Annotated in this window: 16 protein-coding genes; 4 read left to right on the plus strand and 12 right to left on the minus strand. The window is 71.0% G+C overall.

Translation table 11 applies throughout. The features are described from left to right. Positions 1 to 113 precede the first annotated feature (113 nt). The 3 genes from ACFO6S_RS10650 to ACFO6S_RS10660 all read right to left on the minus strand — a co-directional run bounded on the left by ACFO6S_RS10650 (position 114) and on the right by ACFO6S_RS10660 (position 4,056). Positions 114 to 1,829, minus strand: coding sequence for an Ig-like domain-containing protein (locus tag ACFO6S_RS10650; RefSeq protein WP_378416701.1), 1,716 nt, complete (start codon positions 1,827 to 1,829; stop codon positions 114 to 116). A gap of 38 nt (positions 1,830 to 1,867) precedes the next feature. Then, positions 1,868 to 3,604: an Ig-like domain-containing protein gene (locus ACFO6S_RS10655; protein ID WP_378416703.1), complete on the minus strand. Its 1,737-nt coding sequence runs from the start codon at positions 3,602 to 3,604 to the stop codon at positions 1,868 to 1,870. 248 nt (positions 3,605 to 3,852) lie between these two features. Further along, complete coding sequence (locus ACFO6S_RS10660) at positions 3,853 to 4,056, minus strand: cold-shock protein (RefSeq protein ID WP_072843309.1); 204 nt, start codon at positions 4,054 to 4,056, stop codon at positions 3,853 to 3,855. 310 nt (positions 4,057 to 4,366) lie between these two features. Here ACFO6S_RS10660 and ACFO6S_RS10665 point away from each other — a divergent pair, with 310 nt between their 5' ends. After that, positions 4,367 to 5,281: an SDR family oxidoreductase gene (locus ACFO6S_RS10665; protein WP_378416704.1), complete on the plus strand. Its 915-nt coding sequence runs from the start codon at positions 4,367 to 4,369 to the stop codon at positions 5,279 to 5,281. 7 nt (positions 5,282 to 5,288) lie between these two features. Here the strand turns inward: ACFO6S_RS10665 and ACFO6S_RS10670 are convergent, their stop codons facing one another. From ACFO6S_RS10670 to ACFO6S_RS10695, 6 genes are all read right to left on the minus strand, one after another. Beyond that, positions 5,289 to 5,690, minus strand: a complete 402-nt coding sequence (locus tag ACFO6S_RS10670) for a YbaB/EbfC family nucleoid-associated protein (RefSeq protein WP_378416705.1) — start codon at positions 5,688 to 5,690, stop codon at positions 5,289 to 5,291. 10 nt (positions 5,691 to 5,700) lie between these two features. After that, the gene (locus ACFO6S_RS10675) at positions 5,701 to 6,255 is read right to left on the minus strand and encodes an LppA family lipoprotein (RefSeq protein ID WP_378416707.1); all 555 of its coding nucleotides are present in this window, start codon (positions 6,253 to 6,255) and stop codon (positions 5,701 to 5,703) included. Next, on the minus strand, positions 6,252 to 7,934 hold the full coding sequence (locus ACFO6S_RS10680; RefSeq protein ID WP_378416709.1) for an alpha/beta hydrolase: 1,683 nt from the start codon (positions 7,932 to 7,934) through the stop codon (positions 6,252 to 6,254). Before ACFO6S_RS10680 ends, ACFO6S_RS10675 begins: the two co-directional genes overlap by 4 nt. Next, positions 7,935 to 8,234 (minus strand): UDP-glucose 4-epimerase, encoded by a 300-nt coding sequence (locus tag ACFO6S_RS10685; RefSeq protein ID WP_378416711.1) that lies wholly within the window; start codon positions 8,232 to 8,234, stop codon positions 7,935 to 7,937. Between the two features lie 194 nt (positions 8,235 to 8,428). Then, positions 8,429 to 9,580, minus strand: coding sequence for a globin domain-containing protein (locus ACFO6S_RS10690; protein ID WP_378416713.1), 1,152 nt, complete (start codon positions 9,578 to 9,580; stop codon positions 8,429 to 8,431). Between the two features lie 140 nt (positions 9,581 to 9,720). Beyond that, positions 9,721 to 10,905, minus strand: coding sequence for a globin domain-containing protein (locus ACFO6S_RS10695; RefSeq protein ID WP_378416715.1), 1,185 nt, complete (start codon positions 10,903 to 10,905; stop codon positions 9,721 to 9,723). 356 nt (positions 10,906 to 11,261) lie between these two features. On the opposite strand from ACFO6S_RS10695, the gene ACFO6S_RS10700 reads away from it, so the two are divergent. After that, complete coding sequence (locus ACFO6S_RS10700) at positions 11,262 to 11,729, plus strand: PaaI family thioesterase (protein WP_378416717.1); 468 nt, start codon at positions 11,262 to 11,264, stop codon at positions 11,727 to 11,729. 19 nt (positions 11,730 to 11,748) lie between these two features. Here the strand turns inward: ACFO6S_RS10700 and ACFO6S_RS10705 are convergent, their stop codons facing one another. Further along, a complete protein-coding gene (locus ACFO6S_RS10705; RefSeq protein WP_378416719.1) occupies positions 11,749 to 12,339 on the minus strand; it encodes a helix-turn-helix domain-containing protein in 591 nt (196 codons plus the stop codon). Between the two features lie 47 nt (positions 12,340 to 12,386). On the opposite strand from ACFO6S_RS10705, the gene ACFO6S_RS10710 reads away from it, so the two are divergent. After that, positions 12,387 to 13,265, plus strand: coding sequence for a class I SAM-dependent methyltransferase (locus ACFO6S_RS10710; RefSeq protein WP_378416721.1), 879 nt, complete (start codon positions 12,387 to 12,389; stop codon positions 13,263 to 13,265). An 18-nt stretch (positions 13,266 to 13,283) separates the two neighbouring features. Here the strand turns inward: ACFO6S_RS10710 and ACFO6S_RS10715 are convergent, their stop codons facing one another. Together ACFO6S_RS10715 and ACFO6S_RS10720 are read right to left on the minus strand one after the other, a co-directional pair. Next, positions 13,284 to 13,952, minus strand: coding sequence for a DUF305 domain-containing protein (locus tag ACFO6S_RS10715; RefSeq protein ID WP_378416722.1), 669 nt, complete (start codon positions 13,950 to 13,952; stop codon positions 13,284 to 13,286). After that, the gene (locus ACFO6S_RS10720) at positions 13,949 to 15,466 is read right to left on the minus strand and encodes an LVIVD repeat-containing protein (RefSeq protein WP_378416941.1); all 1,518 of its coding nucleotides are present in this window, start codon (positions 15,464 to 15,466) and stop codon (positions 13,949 to 13,951) included. Before ACFO6S_RS10720 ends, ACFO6S_RS10715 begins: the two co-directional genes overlap by 4 nt. Positions 15,467 to 15,669: 203 nt before the next feature. Between ACFO6S_RS10720 and ACFO6S_RS10725 the strand changes: the two genes are divergently transcribed. Then, entirely contained in the window at positions 15,670 to 16,227 is a 558-nt protein-coding gene (locus ACFO6S_RS10725) for a TetR/AcrR family transcriptional regulator (RefSeq protein ID WP_378416724.1), read from the plus strand. Positions 16,228 to 16,320 lie beyond the last annotated feature (93 nt).

Below are 16,320 nucleotides of genomic sequence, written 5' to 3' on the forward strand. Positions count from 1 at the left end.
CGACGGCGTGGGCGCGCTGGGTGGGGGCGGGTCCTTCCCGTGACAGAGAAAAGAGCAGCGGGCGCGTCCTGGAGACGCGCCCGCTGCCCGGGACTAACGATGGTGCGATGTGATCAGGACGATCCGAAGAGGCCGTCCGCCGAGCCGGTACCGCCGGTGCCGGGGGTCTCCACTGCGGTCACGTTGACCACCGAGGCGTCCGACGACGAGCCGAGGAAGCCGGCCGCGCCGCTGTACACGGCGGTGACGCCGTGCGCGCCGACGGCGGTGAAGCTGTGGGTCAGCGTGGCCGTCCCGCCGGTCACCTGGACCGGGGCGCCGATCGCGGTGGTGCCGTCGAAGAACTGGACGGTGCCGCCGGCCTGGCCGGGAGCCACGGTGGCGGTGAGCGTCGCCGCCTCACCCGGGGCCGCGGTGGCCGGGGCCTCGAGCGTGGTGGTGGTGCGGGACTCGTTGGGTGCCGGGACCGAGACCTCGATGTTGCGGGCCGCGGCGGCGGACGCCGTGAATCCCTTGGTGCCGTTGAACTTCGCGGTGATCGCGTGCGTGCCCGCGGTCTCGAACTCGTGCGCCAGCGTGGCGACGGAACCGGCCACGGCGACGGGGGCGCCGATCGCGGTGGTGCCGTCGAAGAACTGGACGGTGCCACCGGCCGGGGCCGGGTCGACGGTGGCGGCCAGGCTCACGGCCACGCCGGTCTTGGCGTGGCTGGGCGTGGTCAGCACGGTGGTGGTGTCGCGGACGACCGTGCTGACGGTGACCGTGCTGGCCGCGGAGGTGGACCCGGCGATCCCGGGGGCACCGAGGTAGACGGCGGTGATGACGTGCGCGCCGTCGGTGTCGAAGACCTGCGGGAGGGTCGCGGTGCCCGCGGTGAGCGGGACCGGTGCGCCCAGGTTGACGCCGCCGTCCTTGAACTGGACGGAGCCGCCGGCGGTGGCCGGGCTGACCGTGGCGGTCAGGTCAACGGACGCGCCGTTGGCCGCGGTCGCGGGGGCCGCGAGCGTGGTCGTGGTGACGGCGTCCGGGCGGGTGACGACCTTGATCGTGGCGAGCGAGCCGGCGCCTGCGTTCAGTGCCGCACCGCCGCTGTCACGCGGCGAGCAGCGGGTCGCGGACCAGTAGGACACCCCGGCGAGCGGGTCCTTCTCGCGGATCAGCGAGGTGTAGAAGTTCTCGTCCGCCTTGTAGTTGCCTGCGTTGCCCGCGGTGCGGATCTTCGGCTCGACGACGGATCCGACGGGCCCGGCCACGGCCTTCACCTCGATCGCCGGGAGCCGGAAGGTGGTGTCCCCGCTGATGTTGACGACGATGCCGCCCTCGGCGCCGTCGTTGCTGCTCGGGCCGTTGCCGACGGTCTGGTTGCCGCCGGACAGGCGCAGCACGGGGCCCTCCGCGTTCGGGGTGCCGTCCTCGGCGACCCGCTCCACTGTCGGTGCGGTGCCGCCGAGGTTGACGGCGGTGCCGGGAACCACGGTGGCGGAGACGAACTGGGCGCCTTCGGGGATCTCGTAGTCGAACTTCAGCCGCGAGACGCTGGCGCGGTTGCGCAGGTTCTCACCCTTACCCGGCAGCGTCACCGCCTTCGGCTGCAGCCGGTAGGTGAAGGTGTCGCCGGTGATCACGGTGGCGGGGGCGTCGACCGTGACGCCGGCGGCGATGGTCTTGTCGGTGGTGTCGAGCAGGCTCTTGAACTTGCCCCAGCAGGCTGCGGTGAAGTCGGTGTTGACGGGTGCGGCGGAGGCCGGGGCGGCGAACATCAGCCCGCCGGTGGCCATCCCGGCGGCCGCGAGGGCCGCCACTGCGCGGCGCATGGGCGCGTGCGACATGAGTACTCCTGAGGTGGTGGTGCGGGTGTGGTGGGTGGTCACGAGCCGAACGGCAGCGAGGCGGAGCCGGTGCCACCGGTGCCGCCGTCGCCCGGCTCGGACGCGGTCACGGCGAAGGGTGCGGAGGTGGACTTCACGTAGCCGGCCGCACCGCTGTAGACGGCGGTGACGGAATGGCCACCCGCGGTGGTGAAGGTGTGCGGCAGGATCGCCGCGCCGTTGACCACGTTCACCGGTCCGCCGATCTTGTCGGTGCCGTCCATGAACTGGACGGTGCCGCCCGCGGATGCGGGGGAGACGGTGGCGGACAGGTCGACGGACTTGCCGACGGTGGCCGTGGGCAGGGCCGTCACCTTGGTGACGGTCGCGACGTCGGACGGCGCCGGGGCGCTGACATCGACGGTGGCCGAGGCCGACTGCGAGGCCGCGAAGCCGAGCGAGCCCTGGTAGGACGCGGTGATGTTGCGGTGTCCGGCGTCGGCGAAGGTGTGCGCCAGGGTGGCGACGCCGCCGACGACCTCGACCGGCGCGCCGATCGGGGCGTTGTCCTCGGAGAACTGGACGGTGCCGCCCTCAGGAGCGGGGGAGACGGTCGCGGACAGTGCGACCGCGGACCCGGAGGTCGCGGTGGCGGGCACGGTCAACGTGGTCGCGGTCGGGGCGGCCACGACGGTGGCGGGCGTGACGTTGACGGTCTTGGCCGCGGAGGTGGAACCGGTGAATCCGTCGGCGCCGCTGAAGACCGCGGTCAGGGTGTGTGCGCCCTCGGCGGCGAAGGTGTGGCGCAGTGCGGCGGTGCCGTTCACGATCGTGGCCGGTGCGCCGATGTTGGTGTCGCCGTCCTTGAACTGGACGGTGCCGCCCGCGGGGGCGGGTGCGACGCCGGCCGAGAGGGTGATCGCGGCGCCGACCGTGGCGTCGGCGGGAGCGGTCAGCGTGGTGGCGGTGTCCACGGCGGGCGCGACGACCTGGATGGTGGTCAACGGCTTGCCGCCGGCGTTGAGCACGCCGCCGCTGCTGTCCTTGGGCACGCACTGGGTGGGCGCCCAGACGGTGCCGACGACCGGCGCGGAGGCCTTGGCCAGCGAGGTGCTGTAGTTCTCGTCGCTGTTGTAGTTCGCGGCGTTGCCGCTCACCCGCAGCTTCGGGGTGATGGTGCCGGGGGCGACGGCGGTGACGGTGACGTCGACGGCGGGCAGCTGGAAGACGCTGTTGCCGCCGGAGTTGGCGGTGCCGTCGAGGTTCTTCTTCCACTTGGGCGCCCGGATGCCGCCCTCGCTGTCGCGGCTGCCGTTCGGGCCGTTGCCGATGACCTCGTTGTTGCCGGACAGGCGCAGGATCGGGCCGTTGGCGTCCACGTTGCCTGCGGTGTTCACGCGCAGCACGCTGGGCGCGACGTTGTCGAGGTTGGCGCCGGTGCCGGGGACCACAGCGGCGCTGACCAGGGTGCTGTTGGCCGGGATCTCGAAGTCGAACTTGATCCGCGAGAGGTTGGTGGTGGTGCCGCCGGACTGCGAGTCCGGGTAGGAGCCGGGGCCGTTCTGGATCCGGTAGGTGAACGTCTCACCCGGGGCGACGGTGGCAGGCGCGGTCACGGAGGCGGAGGCGTCGGCGACCTGGTGCTGGGGGCCGACGAACTTCGAGGGAGTGGCCTGGCAGGCGGTCTTGAAGTTGACGGTGCCCGCCTGCGCGGGTGTACCGATCAGGGCGAGGCCCGCGGTGAGGGCGACGACGCCGGCGGGGGCGACAGCACGGCGAATGATGGATCGAGGCATGGGTAACCCGGTCTTCTCAAGAGATGATGAGTAGAGATCCGGGAAAGTAGAACACGTTCTATCGCTGAATGTGATTGGGTTGGGTTAAATCAATCGACAGCTTCCGGACTTTGGGATTTTCCCTGCCGTTCGCGCGATTCGTGGCGTGCGAACGCAAACACAAAGGGCGCCCCCGTGAACGGGGGCGCCCTTCGGTGCCAGATGCGCGCGCCGCCGGAGCGGCGCGGGTTACTGGACTAAGTCGCTATTTAGACGGTGCGAACGCCGGTGGCCTGCGGGCCCTTCTGGCCCTGACCGATCTCGAACTCCACGCGCTGGCCCTCGTCGAGGGTCTTGAAGCCGCTGCCCTGGATCTCGGAGTAGTGCACGAACACGTCGGGTCCGTCACCGTCCTGCTCGATGAAGCCGAAGCCCTTTTCGCCGTTGAACCACTTGACGGTGCCTTGTGCCACTTTATTACTCCTGTTACTGCGAGCCGGTCCTCAGGTCGAGGTTCCTGGTCTCGTGTACAGAGTGCCACCTCTGGGCCGCTTCGTCTACGCCAGAGCTATGCTCGGCGGTTCTTCATGCAGGCTTTACAGTGCTCCAGCGCGAATGTGGCGTTGATCACATAACGTTATGTTGTCGCTGGTGTGGGCCCGCGGAGGGCCCTCTCGGCGGCCTTTGTGGCAGGTCGGCCACGCGTGTGTCAGTCAAGTCGGCGTGTGTTGCACGCCGCTGCTCTCGTTTGACAGGGCCGGAAATCGGTCATTTGCTGATCGGATGGCAACGGGACGACTTGACGGACGGGTGGCGCTCGTCGCCGGCGCGACCCGTGGTTGCGGGCGGGCGATCGCGGTCGAGCTGGCCCGGGCGGGGGCCTATGTCTACGCAACCGGGCGCAGCAGCCGGCACCAGGGCCGCTCCGAGATCGGCCGCCCGGAAACCATCGAGGAGACCGGCGACCTGATCGTGGCCGCGGGAGTGCGTTGCGGGAGTGCGTTGCGTGTCGACCACCTGGACATCGGCCAGGTCGAGGCCCTGGTCGACCGGATCCGGGCCGAACACGGCCGACTCGACGTCCTGGTCAACGACATCTTCGGCGGCGACCGCTACGCGGAATGGAACAAGCCGATCTGGGAGCACGACCTTGCCGGTGGACTGCGGATGTTGGAGATGGGCGTGCACACCCATCTGATCACCCTGGCCCGGGCCATGCCGCTGGTGCTCGAGACCGGCGACGGCCTCGTGGTGGAGATGACCGACGGAACTCACGAGTACAACCAGAACTACCGGCAGCTGGTCGGCCCCTACTACGACCTGGTGAAGGCCAATGTCGAACGGATCATGAAGGGTGTCACCGTCGAACTCGCCGGCACCGACACCACCTGTGTCGCGGTGACCCCCGGATGGATTCGGTCGGAGGCGATGCTCGAGATCTACAAGGTCGCCGAGGACAACTGGCGCGACGCGGTGCTCGCGGAGCCCAGCTTCGCCATCACCGAGTCGCCCGCCTTCGTCGCCCGGGGGGTCGCCGCCCTCGCCGCCGACCCCGATCGCCGCCGGTTCGCCGGGCAGGTCCTCACCTCCCACGGGCTGGCGGTCACCTACGGCCACACCGACGTGGACGGCAGCCGGCCGGACTGCTGGGGACACATGGCGGCCGGCAGTCCCGAGCCCGTCGACGACTGGCGCTGAGCGTCGTTCAGATCTCGCGCAGGATCGGCCCGCGCGGTCGGAACGGGTCCGCGGCCGACGGGGCGGGTGGGCTCGCGGCCGACGGCGGGTGCGTGCGGAGTCGGTCGAGCACCCGCGCGACCGTGGGGTCGGCCGTGAGCTCGTCGCGCAGGGCCCGCGCCGCCGCATCGGCGGAGTCGCACGCCGCGCGGTGGGTGTCGGCGATCGCCGTCGCCAGGGCGTCGACCCCGCCGGCCGGGGCGGTGTCGGTGATGCGTAGGGCGGTGAGTCGGTGTGCGGCATCGACTTCGACGGTGACGTCACCACGGGTGGACACGGCACTTCCACGGATGCGTGCGACCGCCTGCTCGATCCGCCGGGCCTTCGCCGCGAGATCGTCGAACAGGGTCTCGACCGGGTCGTCCGTCATGGCGGTGCTCCTACGGGTTGGGTCCGGTGGCCGCGGAAAGCCGGCAGCCGGTGCGTGCGCGGAGGACCGCACCGGTGAGGCTGTCGAGATGGATCGTGTCGCCGCCGTCGCTCGACAGCGAGACATCGTGTCGCCCTGGTTGTTCGACGTGGACCTGTAGTCGGGTGAGGCCGGTGGCCGCGGCGAGGTCGCGGGCGGCCCGGAGCACATGCGGCCAGTCGGCGTCGGGGATCGGTGTGCGGGAGACGAGGAACCGGGTCTCGACGGTGCGGCCGTCGGTCGTGGCGTAGGCGCCGCCGCAGCCGTGTTGTTCCCGGTCGCGACCGGGCTCCCAGCGCAGGGTGGGCGAGAGCGCCACCGCAACATCGGCGATCTGCCGGATCGCGTCGGTGACGCGTGACTCGGCCTCCGCGAGGGTGGGCCGGTCCCGCAGGCGGGCGTTGGCGTCGGCGACCGCTGCGGGCGCGTGGCGGTACGGGTCGCCCGGCCGGTCCCCGCAGCCGGCGGCCAGGACCGCCGCGGTGGCCGCGGTCGTAGCGAGCAGTGGGAGGCGATTCCGGTTCATCGGCGCACCGCCAGTTCGGGCAGTCCGGCCACGATCATCGCCATGTTGTATCCCGACATGCGGAGCTCCCCGTTGTCGCCGGGTTGTGAGTACTGGCCGTGGGAGTGCGCCCCGTCGCGAGCGACGCCGTCGGGTCCGGTCCCGGCGTGCACGGCGAGCTGTTCGAAGTCCGATCTGCCCGGGTCGGGCCCGAACAGGTGGGTCCTGCCGACCGCGGTGACAAGCCGGTCCCCGTCCGCCTCCATCACATAGGCATGGCCGTCGGCCAGTCCGAGATCGGATTCGTCGCCGGCGTTGACACCGGGTGAGCCGTAGAACACGGCGTCGTCGACGGGCTGTCCTGGGCTCGGATCCTGCAGTGCCAGTCCGGTGGTCAGGGACCCGTACGAGTGACCGAGCGCGGTCAGGTGTGGGTCGGGCCGCCGGGACGCCACCGACAATCCGTCGTAGAAGCCCGCCAGTCGCACCGCGCCCGCGGCCGCCCGGTCCGGCTGTGCGACCTCCGTCAGGCCACGGACGACGTCCACCGGGCCGCCCGGTCCGGTGGTCTGCGGCGGTTCGTACCCCAGCCAGGCGATGCACGCGACCGTCTCGCCGCGGGGTGCCACCTTCGACTCCGCCGCGGACCTGAGCTCGGTGGCCTCGTCGACCATGCCGGCGAGCGAGTCGCCGACGGTGGTGTTGAGCCCGGGGGTGGTGACGGCGATGTGGTCGGCGGTGTCGGGGTTGCCGACCGCGAACGCCGCCATGCCCCGTTCACCGGACCGCAGGTCGAGCAGCAGCAGCAGGCCGTCGGGGTTGCTCGCCACGATCGCCTCGATCCCGTCGAGGTCGGCGAGCTTGCGCTCGGTGTACCAGAGCGCGGCGTCGTCGTCGGTGAAGGCTCCGCCGAAGAGGTTGCCGTCGAGGTTCGCCCGCAGTCGGCCGCGTTCGGAGACGAGCCGTGCGCGCTCGTCGGCGAACCGGCGCACGTTCGCCGCGTGTCGCGCGTAGGCGGGCAGCCCGTCGCGGTCGCCGACCCAGTCGGGGCGCTCCGAGACGAGCTTGCGTTGCTGCCCCGGAGTCAGCGAATCCCAGAACTTCCGGTTGTCGGCGGCGGTGCCGTGCGCGGGCGGCACCTGCAGGGCCGCGGGTCGGGCAGGCGTTGCCCGCCCGCCGCGCAGGTCGGCGAGCCGCGCGGTGGCGGCGTCCAGGGCCGCGCCGGCGTGGGCGTCGAGCTCGACGGCCGTCGTCAGCGCGGGGACCAGCCGGGCCTCGAAGGCCCTGGCGCGCTCGGACAGCTGCGCCTGGAAGAGCAGGTCGGCCACCGGGTGGCCGCTGACGAACGTCGGCGCCCGCACCCGGCCGTCGTCGGCCACGTGGAACCCGGCTGCGTGTGCCGCGTCGGCGATTGTCAGCGCTGCCGACCTCGCCGGTCCGAGCGCCGCCGCGGCGCCGGCGAACGCGGCGGCCTGGGCGGTCGCCGCGGCCGAGACACGTTGGGCGGATTCCAGTTCCGACGCGACGCGCGCCGCGGCTGCCGTGGCGGCTGAGCCCCGCCAGCTCCCCATGGCGGTGTCCATCCGCGATTCGACCGCGGCCACCGCGGCGGCGAAGGCGCGGCTCGACTCGGCGACCGCGCGTCCGGCGGCGGCGAGGGCGTCCGGGCGCCAGGTGCGCACGTGCGCGAGCGTGGTCACCTAGCGCTCCTCGGCCCCGAGTTGCCGCCGGAAGCGCCGTTCGGCGGCGGCGTAGTCGTCGGCGTTCTCCTTCGCGACGACCGACATCTCCCGCAGGCGATCGGCGGCGCCACGGAGGGCGGTCCACAGTGGAAGACGCGCTCGGTCCGCCGCGCCGCCGACGGCGGACCCCGTCATGGCGTCGGCCGCGGCGGCGACCGGACCGGATGCGTCGGCACACTCGATTTCGTCGGCCTCGGCGCTCAGTGCCGCCGCCAGTGCACGCAGCGCATCGGGATCGACCTCGAGCTGACCTGCCATGGCACCCACCCCATTTCCCGGATCCGGTGTCCTCCGGGATCGGAGCGCGATCGGCACTCCGGACGCGGGAGGTTCACTCGGTCAGACGCGGCCGCCGGCCGTCCGGTTCCGCAGACGGAGGGGCCCTCGCGCGTTCGGGGCCGCCGGAGTTGGGTCGAGCTCCCTGGCCGCGACCCTCGCCTCAGGGTGCTCGCTCAGCCGAAGCCCAGCCACGATCCGGGGGTGAATGCCTCGTAGTGGACCGCGGATTCGGCGATGCCGGCCTCGACGGCGAGATCTCGGGCAGTCCTCATGAACGGCACCGGTCCGCACACGTACACCTCGCCGGTGCGCTGGAAGGACTGCACGTTCAGCGCGGCCTGACTGTCGGCGGTGTAGACGGTCTTGGCGGAGCCGTTGGGCAATTGGGAGACGAGGTCCGCCATCTCGTTGCGGTGCGCGTGCGAGGACGGGGCGGAGTCGACGTGCACGACGCGCACCTGCCGGTCACTGTTCGTCTTCACGAGGTACTGGAGGATGCTCAGGTTGGGGACGATGCCGGACCCGGACGACACCAGCGTGATCGGGGCGTCACCGTCGCGCAGTGTGAGGCTTCCGGACGGCTGCGAGACGATCAGGTTGTCACCGGCGACGACGTCGGCCAGGGCGACCGAGACGATCCCGTTCGGCACCGCCTTGACGGTGATCCGCCAGGATCCGTCGGGCCTGCCGGCGGCGAGACTGTACTGGCGGATCTGGCGAGTCTGGTCCTCGAAGACGGCCGCGACGGAGATGTACTGGCCTGGCCGAAAGTCGGGCAGCGGCGCGCCGTCCATCAGGCCGAGGGTCAGTGCGACGACCCCGGGTGCGACGTTCTCGGTTTCGAGCACGCTGACCGAGGTCCAGACGTGGCCGGGCGCGACGCCCGCCTGCTCGTAGAGCGCCGCCTCCTGCGCGGCCAACGACTTCGCCATCAGCCAGTAGACCTCGTCCCACGCCGCCGCCACCTCCGGCGTGACGGCATCGCCGAGGACTTCGGCGATCGCCGCGAACAGCGGGGTGTGGACGACGTCGTAGTCGACCGGCTTCACACCCAACGACGCGTGCTTGGCGGCGATGCGCGCCATCACCTGGTCGATCGGAGGGGCGTCCTTCGTGATGAGCATCGTGGCGAACGCGGCTACCGCTCCGGCGAGCGCCTTCTGCTGATCCTTGTTCTCCTGGTTCGTCCGGTTGAACAGATCCCGCTCCAGCGCCGGAACCGCCGCGAAGAGGTTCAGGTAGAAGCGCTCCGAGATCTCACCGATGTGCGGGGCGATGACGGGCAGCGTTGCCTCGATCACCGGGACGGATTCTTCGGAAAGCATGACGAACTCCTTTGGTCTCGACAGGTTCTCGCTGGATGCTGACCACGCTGTGGGCCCGACTGTTCGATGGTGGCGCCGGCTGCACACCGTTGACGTTGTTGTCGCACAGCAGGTGTGCAGCCGGCGGGTCCTACTTCAGGTCAGACGCCGAGCCACGTGTCGGGACCGAACACCTCGTAGTGGATTCGGGAGCCGTCGACGCCCTTCGCCACGGCGATCTTCTTGGCGGCATCGAGGAACGGGATCGGGCCGCACAGGTACACGTCCGCCCCGGCCGGGATTTCGATTGCGCTGCCGCTGATCTGGCCCTCCGCGATGTGTTCGTCGGAGAAGCCTTCGAGGTCCTCGTACCAGAATCGGCCGTCGGCCGAGAGCGCCTTGATCAGCTGCTCGGTCTCCTCGCGATGTGCGTGCGCGGAGGGGGCGGTGTCGGCGTGGTACACCGTCACGCTCCTGGTGTCGCCCTTGGCTGCGAGGTCGTGGAGGAAGCTCACGAACGGGGTGTTGCCGATCCCCGCCGACACCAGCACGACGGGTCCGTCGCCCTGCGGCAGGACAACGTCGCCGAACGGGGGCGACACGACAAGGGTGTCGCCGCTGTCGATCCTCCGGTGTAGGTAGTTCGAGACCTCACCCTCCGGGTCGCCCGACTCCCGCTTCACCGTGATGCGGTAGGTGCTCGGCGTCACCTGGGTGACGCTGTACTGGCGGATCTGCCGTGCTCCGTCGGCGAGGGTGACCGCGACCGAGATGTACTGACCGGCCTTGAACGGGGGGAGGGTCTCGCCGTCGAGGGCTCCCAGCGTGAAGGACGCGACGGTGGCGGTCTCGCGCTGCTTGTCGAGCACCGTGACGGTTTTCCAGATGTTCTCGGCCTGGACGCCGGCCTCGGCGTACAGGTCCTTCTCCGCGTCGATGAGCGCGTCGGCGAGCAGCCAGTAGACCGCGTCCCATGCGCCGGCCACGTCCTCCGTGACGGCGTCGCCCAGGACCTCCACGATCGCCGCGAAGAGGTGCGTGTGGACGACCTCGTAGTGCGCGGGCAGGACGCCGAGCGAGGCGTGCTTGTTGGCGATCCGGCCGATCGTCTCTCGGGGATCGGTGTCGGTGTCGGCGATCAGCAGCGTCGCGAACTGGGCAACCGCTCCGGCGAGCGCGCGCTGCTGCTCACCCCGCGCCTGGTTGCTGCGGTTGAACACGTCCCGTTCCAGGACGGGCGCCGCGGCGAACAGCTTCCGGTAGAACCGCTCGGTGATGGGGCCGAGGTTCTCGCCGACAACCGGAAGGGTTGCACGGATGACGTCGGCATTCTTGTCGGACAGCAATGATTCGGTAATGACTTTCTCCTATGGTCTCGAACTGGCTCGGTCGGGTGTCTGCCTGCAGACAAGCAACTTTCGATGGAGATGACGGCTCGCGGAAGGTATCGCAGCGGGACGTCGGCTTCGGTGCTCAGTCAGACGCTAGCGGGTGGAGTTCCGATACGGCGCCGCTCGCGGGAAGGCCTGCATTCCACCAGTTTCCGGCGAGGCGGCGTGTCGATGTCGCGGTCATTTCCGAGTCGGGGGCACGCTCGCACGTACGCTGCGAGGGGACCGCAGTCATGCGATCGTGCCAACTGCCCGGCGAGTTGCCGCAGGCGTTGGTCGTTCATGCCACCAGAGAGAAGGGGCACCGCGAGATGACCGATGCCAGTGAGGTTCCCGATTTCGCACCGGCCGTCAACGGCGCCGTCGAGGCGGCGATACCGGTGGTGCACGGCATGGGGGTGCGTGCGGTGGAGGCCCGGCGGGGTTACGCGTCGAGCATGGTTCCGGTGGCGGGCAACGGAAACCACTTCGGCGTCATGTACGCCGGCGTGCTGTTCACCGTCGCCGAGATGCTCGGCGGCGCGATCGCCGTTGCCTCCTTCGACGGTGCGGCGTTCTACCCGCTGGTCAAGGACCTGAGGATCAAGTTCACCCGCCCCGCGACGACGGACGTGCGCGCCGAGGCGACGCTCGACGAGGACACGATCGTCCGCGTCACCAGGGAGGCTGCCGAGGTCGGGAAGTCCGACTTCGCCCTCGATGCGACGGTCACCGACGCCGACGGTGTGGTCGTGGCGGTGACGACCGGGCTCTACCAGTTGCGCGCCCACCGGAAGTAGCCGGATCGGGTCCGCGGGCTCAGTCCGGTGCGGGCTCGCCCGACGTGTGCAGGTGGGCGCGCTCGCCGTCGCGGTCGAAGATGGTGAGGATCTCCACGGGGCCGTCGTGCGCACAGATGGCGTGCGGGACCATCGTCGAGAACTCGGCGGCCTCTCCCGGTTCGATCAGCAAGGTCCGTTCGCCCAGGTGCAGTCGCACCGTGCCGGACAGCACGGTGAACCACTCGCGGCCTGGGTGCACGCCGAGGCGTCCCTCGCCGGCGGCTCGTTCGGCGGTGATGCGCATCTTCGCCACGGTCACCCCGTTCATCGCGCCTTCGCGGGAGAGCAGCCAGACCGTCTGGCCCCGCATGTGCTCCGGCTGCGGCCGGATCACCACGTCCTGGTCGTCGGCCGACTCGACCAGCTGATCGAGCGTGGTGCCGAGGGCGCGCGCGATGGGGACGAGCTGGTCGAGCGCGATCCGGCGGTGCCCGGTCTCGATGCGGCTCAGCGTGGAGGGGCTCAGGAAGCAGCGGGTGGCGAGCGCGTCGAGCGACCAGCCCCGGGCCAGGCGCAGGCCGCGGATGCGCTGGCGGATCAGGGCGTCGACATCAGGTTCTTGCGTCATAGGCAAGATGGTATGCCTGATGCGCATACAGCGCTTACGGTGGAGGCATGACACAGCACGACCAGAACGACCACCGCCGGAGCCACGGACACGGCCACGAGCACGGGCATGGTCACGGGCATCGCAACGACGCTGACCTTGCGGACCTCCTCGACCTGGATGCGGAGGTGCACGGCTCGTACCTCGGCGACCTGACCGAGTGGCTGGGACGCCACGCCCCCGTCGCGCCCAGGGCGATCGTCGACGTCGGCACCGGCACCGGCACCGGCAGCCTCGCGCTGGCGAGGCAGTTCCCCACGTCCGAGGTGATCGCGATCGACCGGTCGCCGGTGATGCTCGACCGAGTCCTGGCGGCCGCCCGCGGGCAGGGCGTGGCCGAGCGGATGCGCGTCGTGCAGGCCGACCTCGACCTCGGCTGGCCCGCCGACGTCGGCGGGGTGGACCTGGCCTGGGCGGCGTCGTCGCTGCACGAGGTCGCCGACCCTGACCGGGTGCTGCGCGAGATCCACGATGCGCTCACCCCGGGCGGGCTGCTGGTTGTCGTCGAGATGGACAGCCTCCCGCGCTTCCTGCCGGACGACCCGGGGATGGGCCGGCCCGGGCTGGAGTCGCGCTGCCACGAGCTGCTGGCCAAGGCGGACTGGAACGCGCACCCGGACTGGCGGCCCCACCTCGGCCGGGCCGGCTTCGAGGTCGTCGAGCAGCGCGGCTTCGCGGTCGACGCGGACCCGGCGCCACCGCGCACGGGCCTCTACGCGCGCGCCCACTTCACCCGCATCCGGGCGTTCCTCGACGGTCAGCTGGCCGCCGACGACCTCGCCGCGCTCGACCGCCTGCTGGACGACGAGGACCCCGCCTCGCTCCTGCGCCGCGGCGACCTGACGGTCCGGGGCAGTCGGACCGCCTGGGCGGCGCGCCGACCCTGAGTCGGACCCGCGGCGCCGTCAGGGGAGCGGTTGACCGCCGCGCTGGGCCAGCAGGACGCTCATCAGCCCGGCCTCCTGGCGCTGCGTCGCCGCCATGTCGCGGGCCGCCCGCTTCACCGGCCCGCCGGTGAGCATCGCGTCGGCGGTCTGCGCCATCGCGACGCCGCCCAAGTGGTGGCGGTACATCAATTGGAGGAACAGCACCTCGGCGTCCCGCCCGCGGGCGGCGGTGAGGGCGTCGAGCTCGGCCATCGTCGCCATGCCCGGCATGAGCCCGCCCGGTGCGTTCGGTAGGTCCGGCGCGGTAGAGGGCGCTTGATGGTGGTGTGCGCCGGCGGCATCCGCCGTCATCCAGGACATCGGCTGCCGGATGGTGGGCGGCGCGTCGGCGAGGCGCAGCCAGCCGAGCAGCATGCCGATCTCCACGGACTGGGTGTCGTGGATCTGTCGGGCCATCCTGACGATGCCCGGGTCGGCGCCCGGGTCGAGGCGTTGCGCCATCTGCATGGCCTGCTGGTGGTGGGCCGCCATGTCCTGGACGAATCCGGTCTCGGTGGCGCTGAGCACCGGCTCGACGGCTGGCGGGTCCACCGGGGCGACCAGCGGTCGCAGTGCCGCGCCGATCACCAGCAGCAGCACCGCCAGCGACCCGAACGCGACCCCGCGCACGAGGGCGGACCTGGTCATGACCCGAGGGTGGACTGCTGGTTCTCGGGCGGTGTGTAGACGTCCTCGTCGAGGTGCAGGGCCAGGAAACCGTTGTCGGAGCAGGTGACCCAGAGGTCGTTGCCGCGCCATTCCGGCGGTGACATGCACCAGTCGGTGGACAGGTCGCCACCGACGACCATGCCGGTGCGCGTGCTCTCCGCCTGGGCGGGATCGAACTCCCCGCGGTCCTTGGCTCCCTGCACGGCGAGCGCGCTGAGGGCGGGATATCCGAGCACGGACGCCAGCGCGTGCGGCGAGTTCCAGCGTTCCAGGTTGCGGCCCTTCATCGCTGGCGGATTGAAGTAGCCGATCTCCTTCGCCGCGAACGGATCCCGGACGTCGAACACCCGGATGCCGGACGAGGCCCAGCCGCAGGCGAGGGCCGTGGGATTCGCCGGTCGGTCGGCCGTGCAGTAGTGCGAGTCGTAGGCGAACGCCGATCCGCCCGCCGCCGACGCCATCTGGCTGTCGATGTTCTCCGGGAGGTTGATCTCGAGCTTGATGCCGCCCACGATCGTCGGGTTGGCGTCGTCGGCGACGTCGATCAGCTTGACTCCGCCGGATGCCGCCTCGTCGGGGGTGAAGATGTAGGGGTGGCCGTCGTAGGTCACCGGCACGCTGTGCTGGGTGGCGAATCCGTCGGTCCACGTCATCTGGGACAGCACCGGCACCTGCGGGTTCGGGTCGCGTCGCTGGACCGCGCTGGTGTCCATGACTTGGAGTCCGCCGGCGTTGTCCGCCAGGTACATCCGGTTGCCGTCGGGGCTGATGCCGAATCCGTGCGAGGACGGGCCGGACATGCCCTGCCAGATCACCCGCGGGTTCGCCGGGTCGGTCAGGTCGACCGCGCTGACGATTCCCGGGGCGGTGCCCGAGGACCAGTAGGTCCGGCCGTCGGGCGAGAACCCGCCCTCGTGGGAGGTGATGGGCAGCGGCATCTGCAGGTTGGTGCCGGTACCCGGGTTGAGCAGTCGCGGGTGCGCGCAGTCGGAGATGTCGTACACCGAGAGCAGGCCGAATCCGGTGAGTGCGGGAACCCCGGTGCCCACCAGGAGCTTCCGTCCGGAGTGGACCTTCAGGCTCTCCCAGGTGCCGGCGAGCATGGCCGGCTCGGTCAGGTTCACCGTGGGCACCGGGTTGGCGGGGTCGGAGACGTCGAGAACCTGCACGCCCGGCGCCGGCCCGAGCAGGTCGCCCGGGAAGATGGTGCCCAGGTAGGCGCAGTGGTCGAAGCTGGCCGAGACGATGCCGGCGCCGCGGCCGGCGAACCCGCCTACCCGGGAGATGTTGCAGTCGTAGCCCTCGGTGCTGCGCCCGCTGTCCCGGTCGCCCGCGGGCACGTCGCCCTGCATCCCCGTCTCCGGTCGGGAGCCCGGTCCGCAGTCCGCGGGCGCCGCCACGTTCCGGCCGACCTCGTGCGACTCGATCACCATTCCGGAGGTGTCGGGTCGGGGTGCGGAGGCGTCACTGACGACGGGCAGCAACATTGCCATGGCTGCCGCGCCGGCGATGGCGCGAACGGTGGTCAAGGACTTCACGTTTCAACCCCTTCGAACCGGACACCTCTGTCCGGATGGAGATGAAGTGTGCGTCACCGCGGGTGGCGGCGTCAACAGGTGGGCCCGAGTCCGGTGCTCGCCGCGCCGCGTCGGCCTCGGCGGTCGGCCCCTCGCCGGGCGTCACTAGGCTGGCGGGCGTGAACTCTGTGCGTCGGGTCAACCGAGGACCCAAGGCGGCCGCGGAGAATCGCGCCGCCCTCCTGGCGGCCGCACGAGAAGTGTTCGCCGAGCACGGGTTCGACGCGCCGATGAGCCTGATCGCCCGCACCGCCGGGGTCGGCCAGGGCAGCCTCTACCGGCACTTCTCGAGTAGGGACAGCGTCATCCTCGCGGTGTTCGAGGACAACATTGCGGTGGTCGAGGAACTTGCCATCCGGCCCGAGTCCACGCTCGACGATGTCCTCGATGCGCTCGTCGAGCAGGTCACTGTCTCGACCGCGTTCATCGCGATGGTGCGTCCGATCGGCACCGACGATCCCCGCATCCTGGAGGTCAGCACGCGGCTGACCGAATTGCTGGAGAGCAAACTCGACAGTGCGCGCCGCGACGGGGCGTTCCACGCGGATGTGGACGCGGGCGACGTCGTCCTCGCGCTGGCAATGTTCGCGGCCATCCTGATCGAGGTGGACGAGCCGACCCGCCGCGAGGTCGCGGCGCGGGCCTGGTGGATGCTCCGGCGTGGGCTGCGGCCGTAGGTCCGCCGCGGCCCGTTCGTCGAAGTACCCGGCCGAAGCGGTCGGCCGCCGGGCGTGTCCCGCCCGGACCGGGCTTCGGAACCGAAGAAAATC

It is taken from the genome of Rhodococcus kronopolitis (assembly GCF_042654025.1).
Lineage (GTDB): Bacteria > Actinomycetota > Actinomycetes > Mycobacteriales > Mycobacteriaceae > Rhodococcus_G > Rhodococcus_G kronopolitis.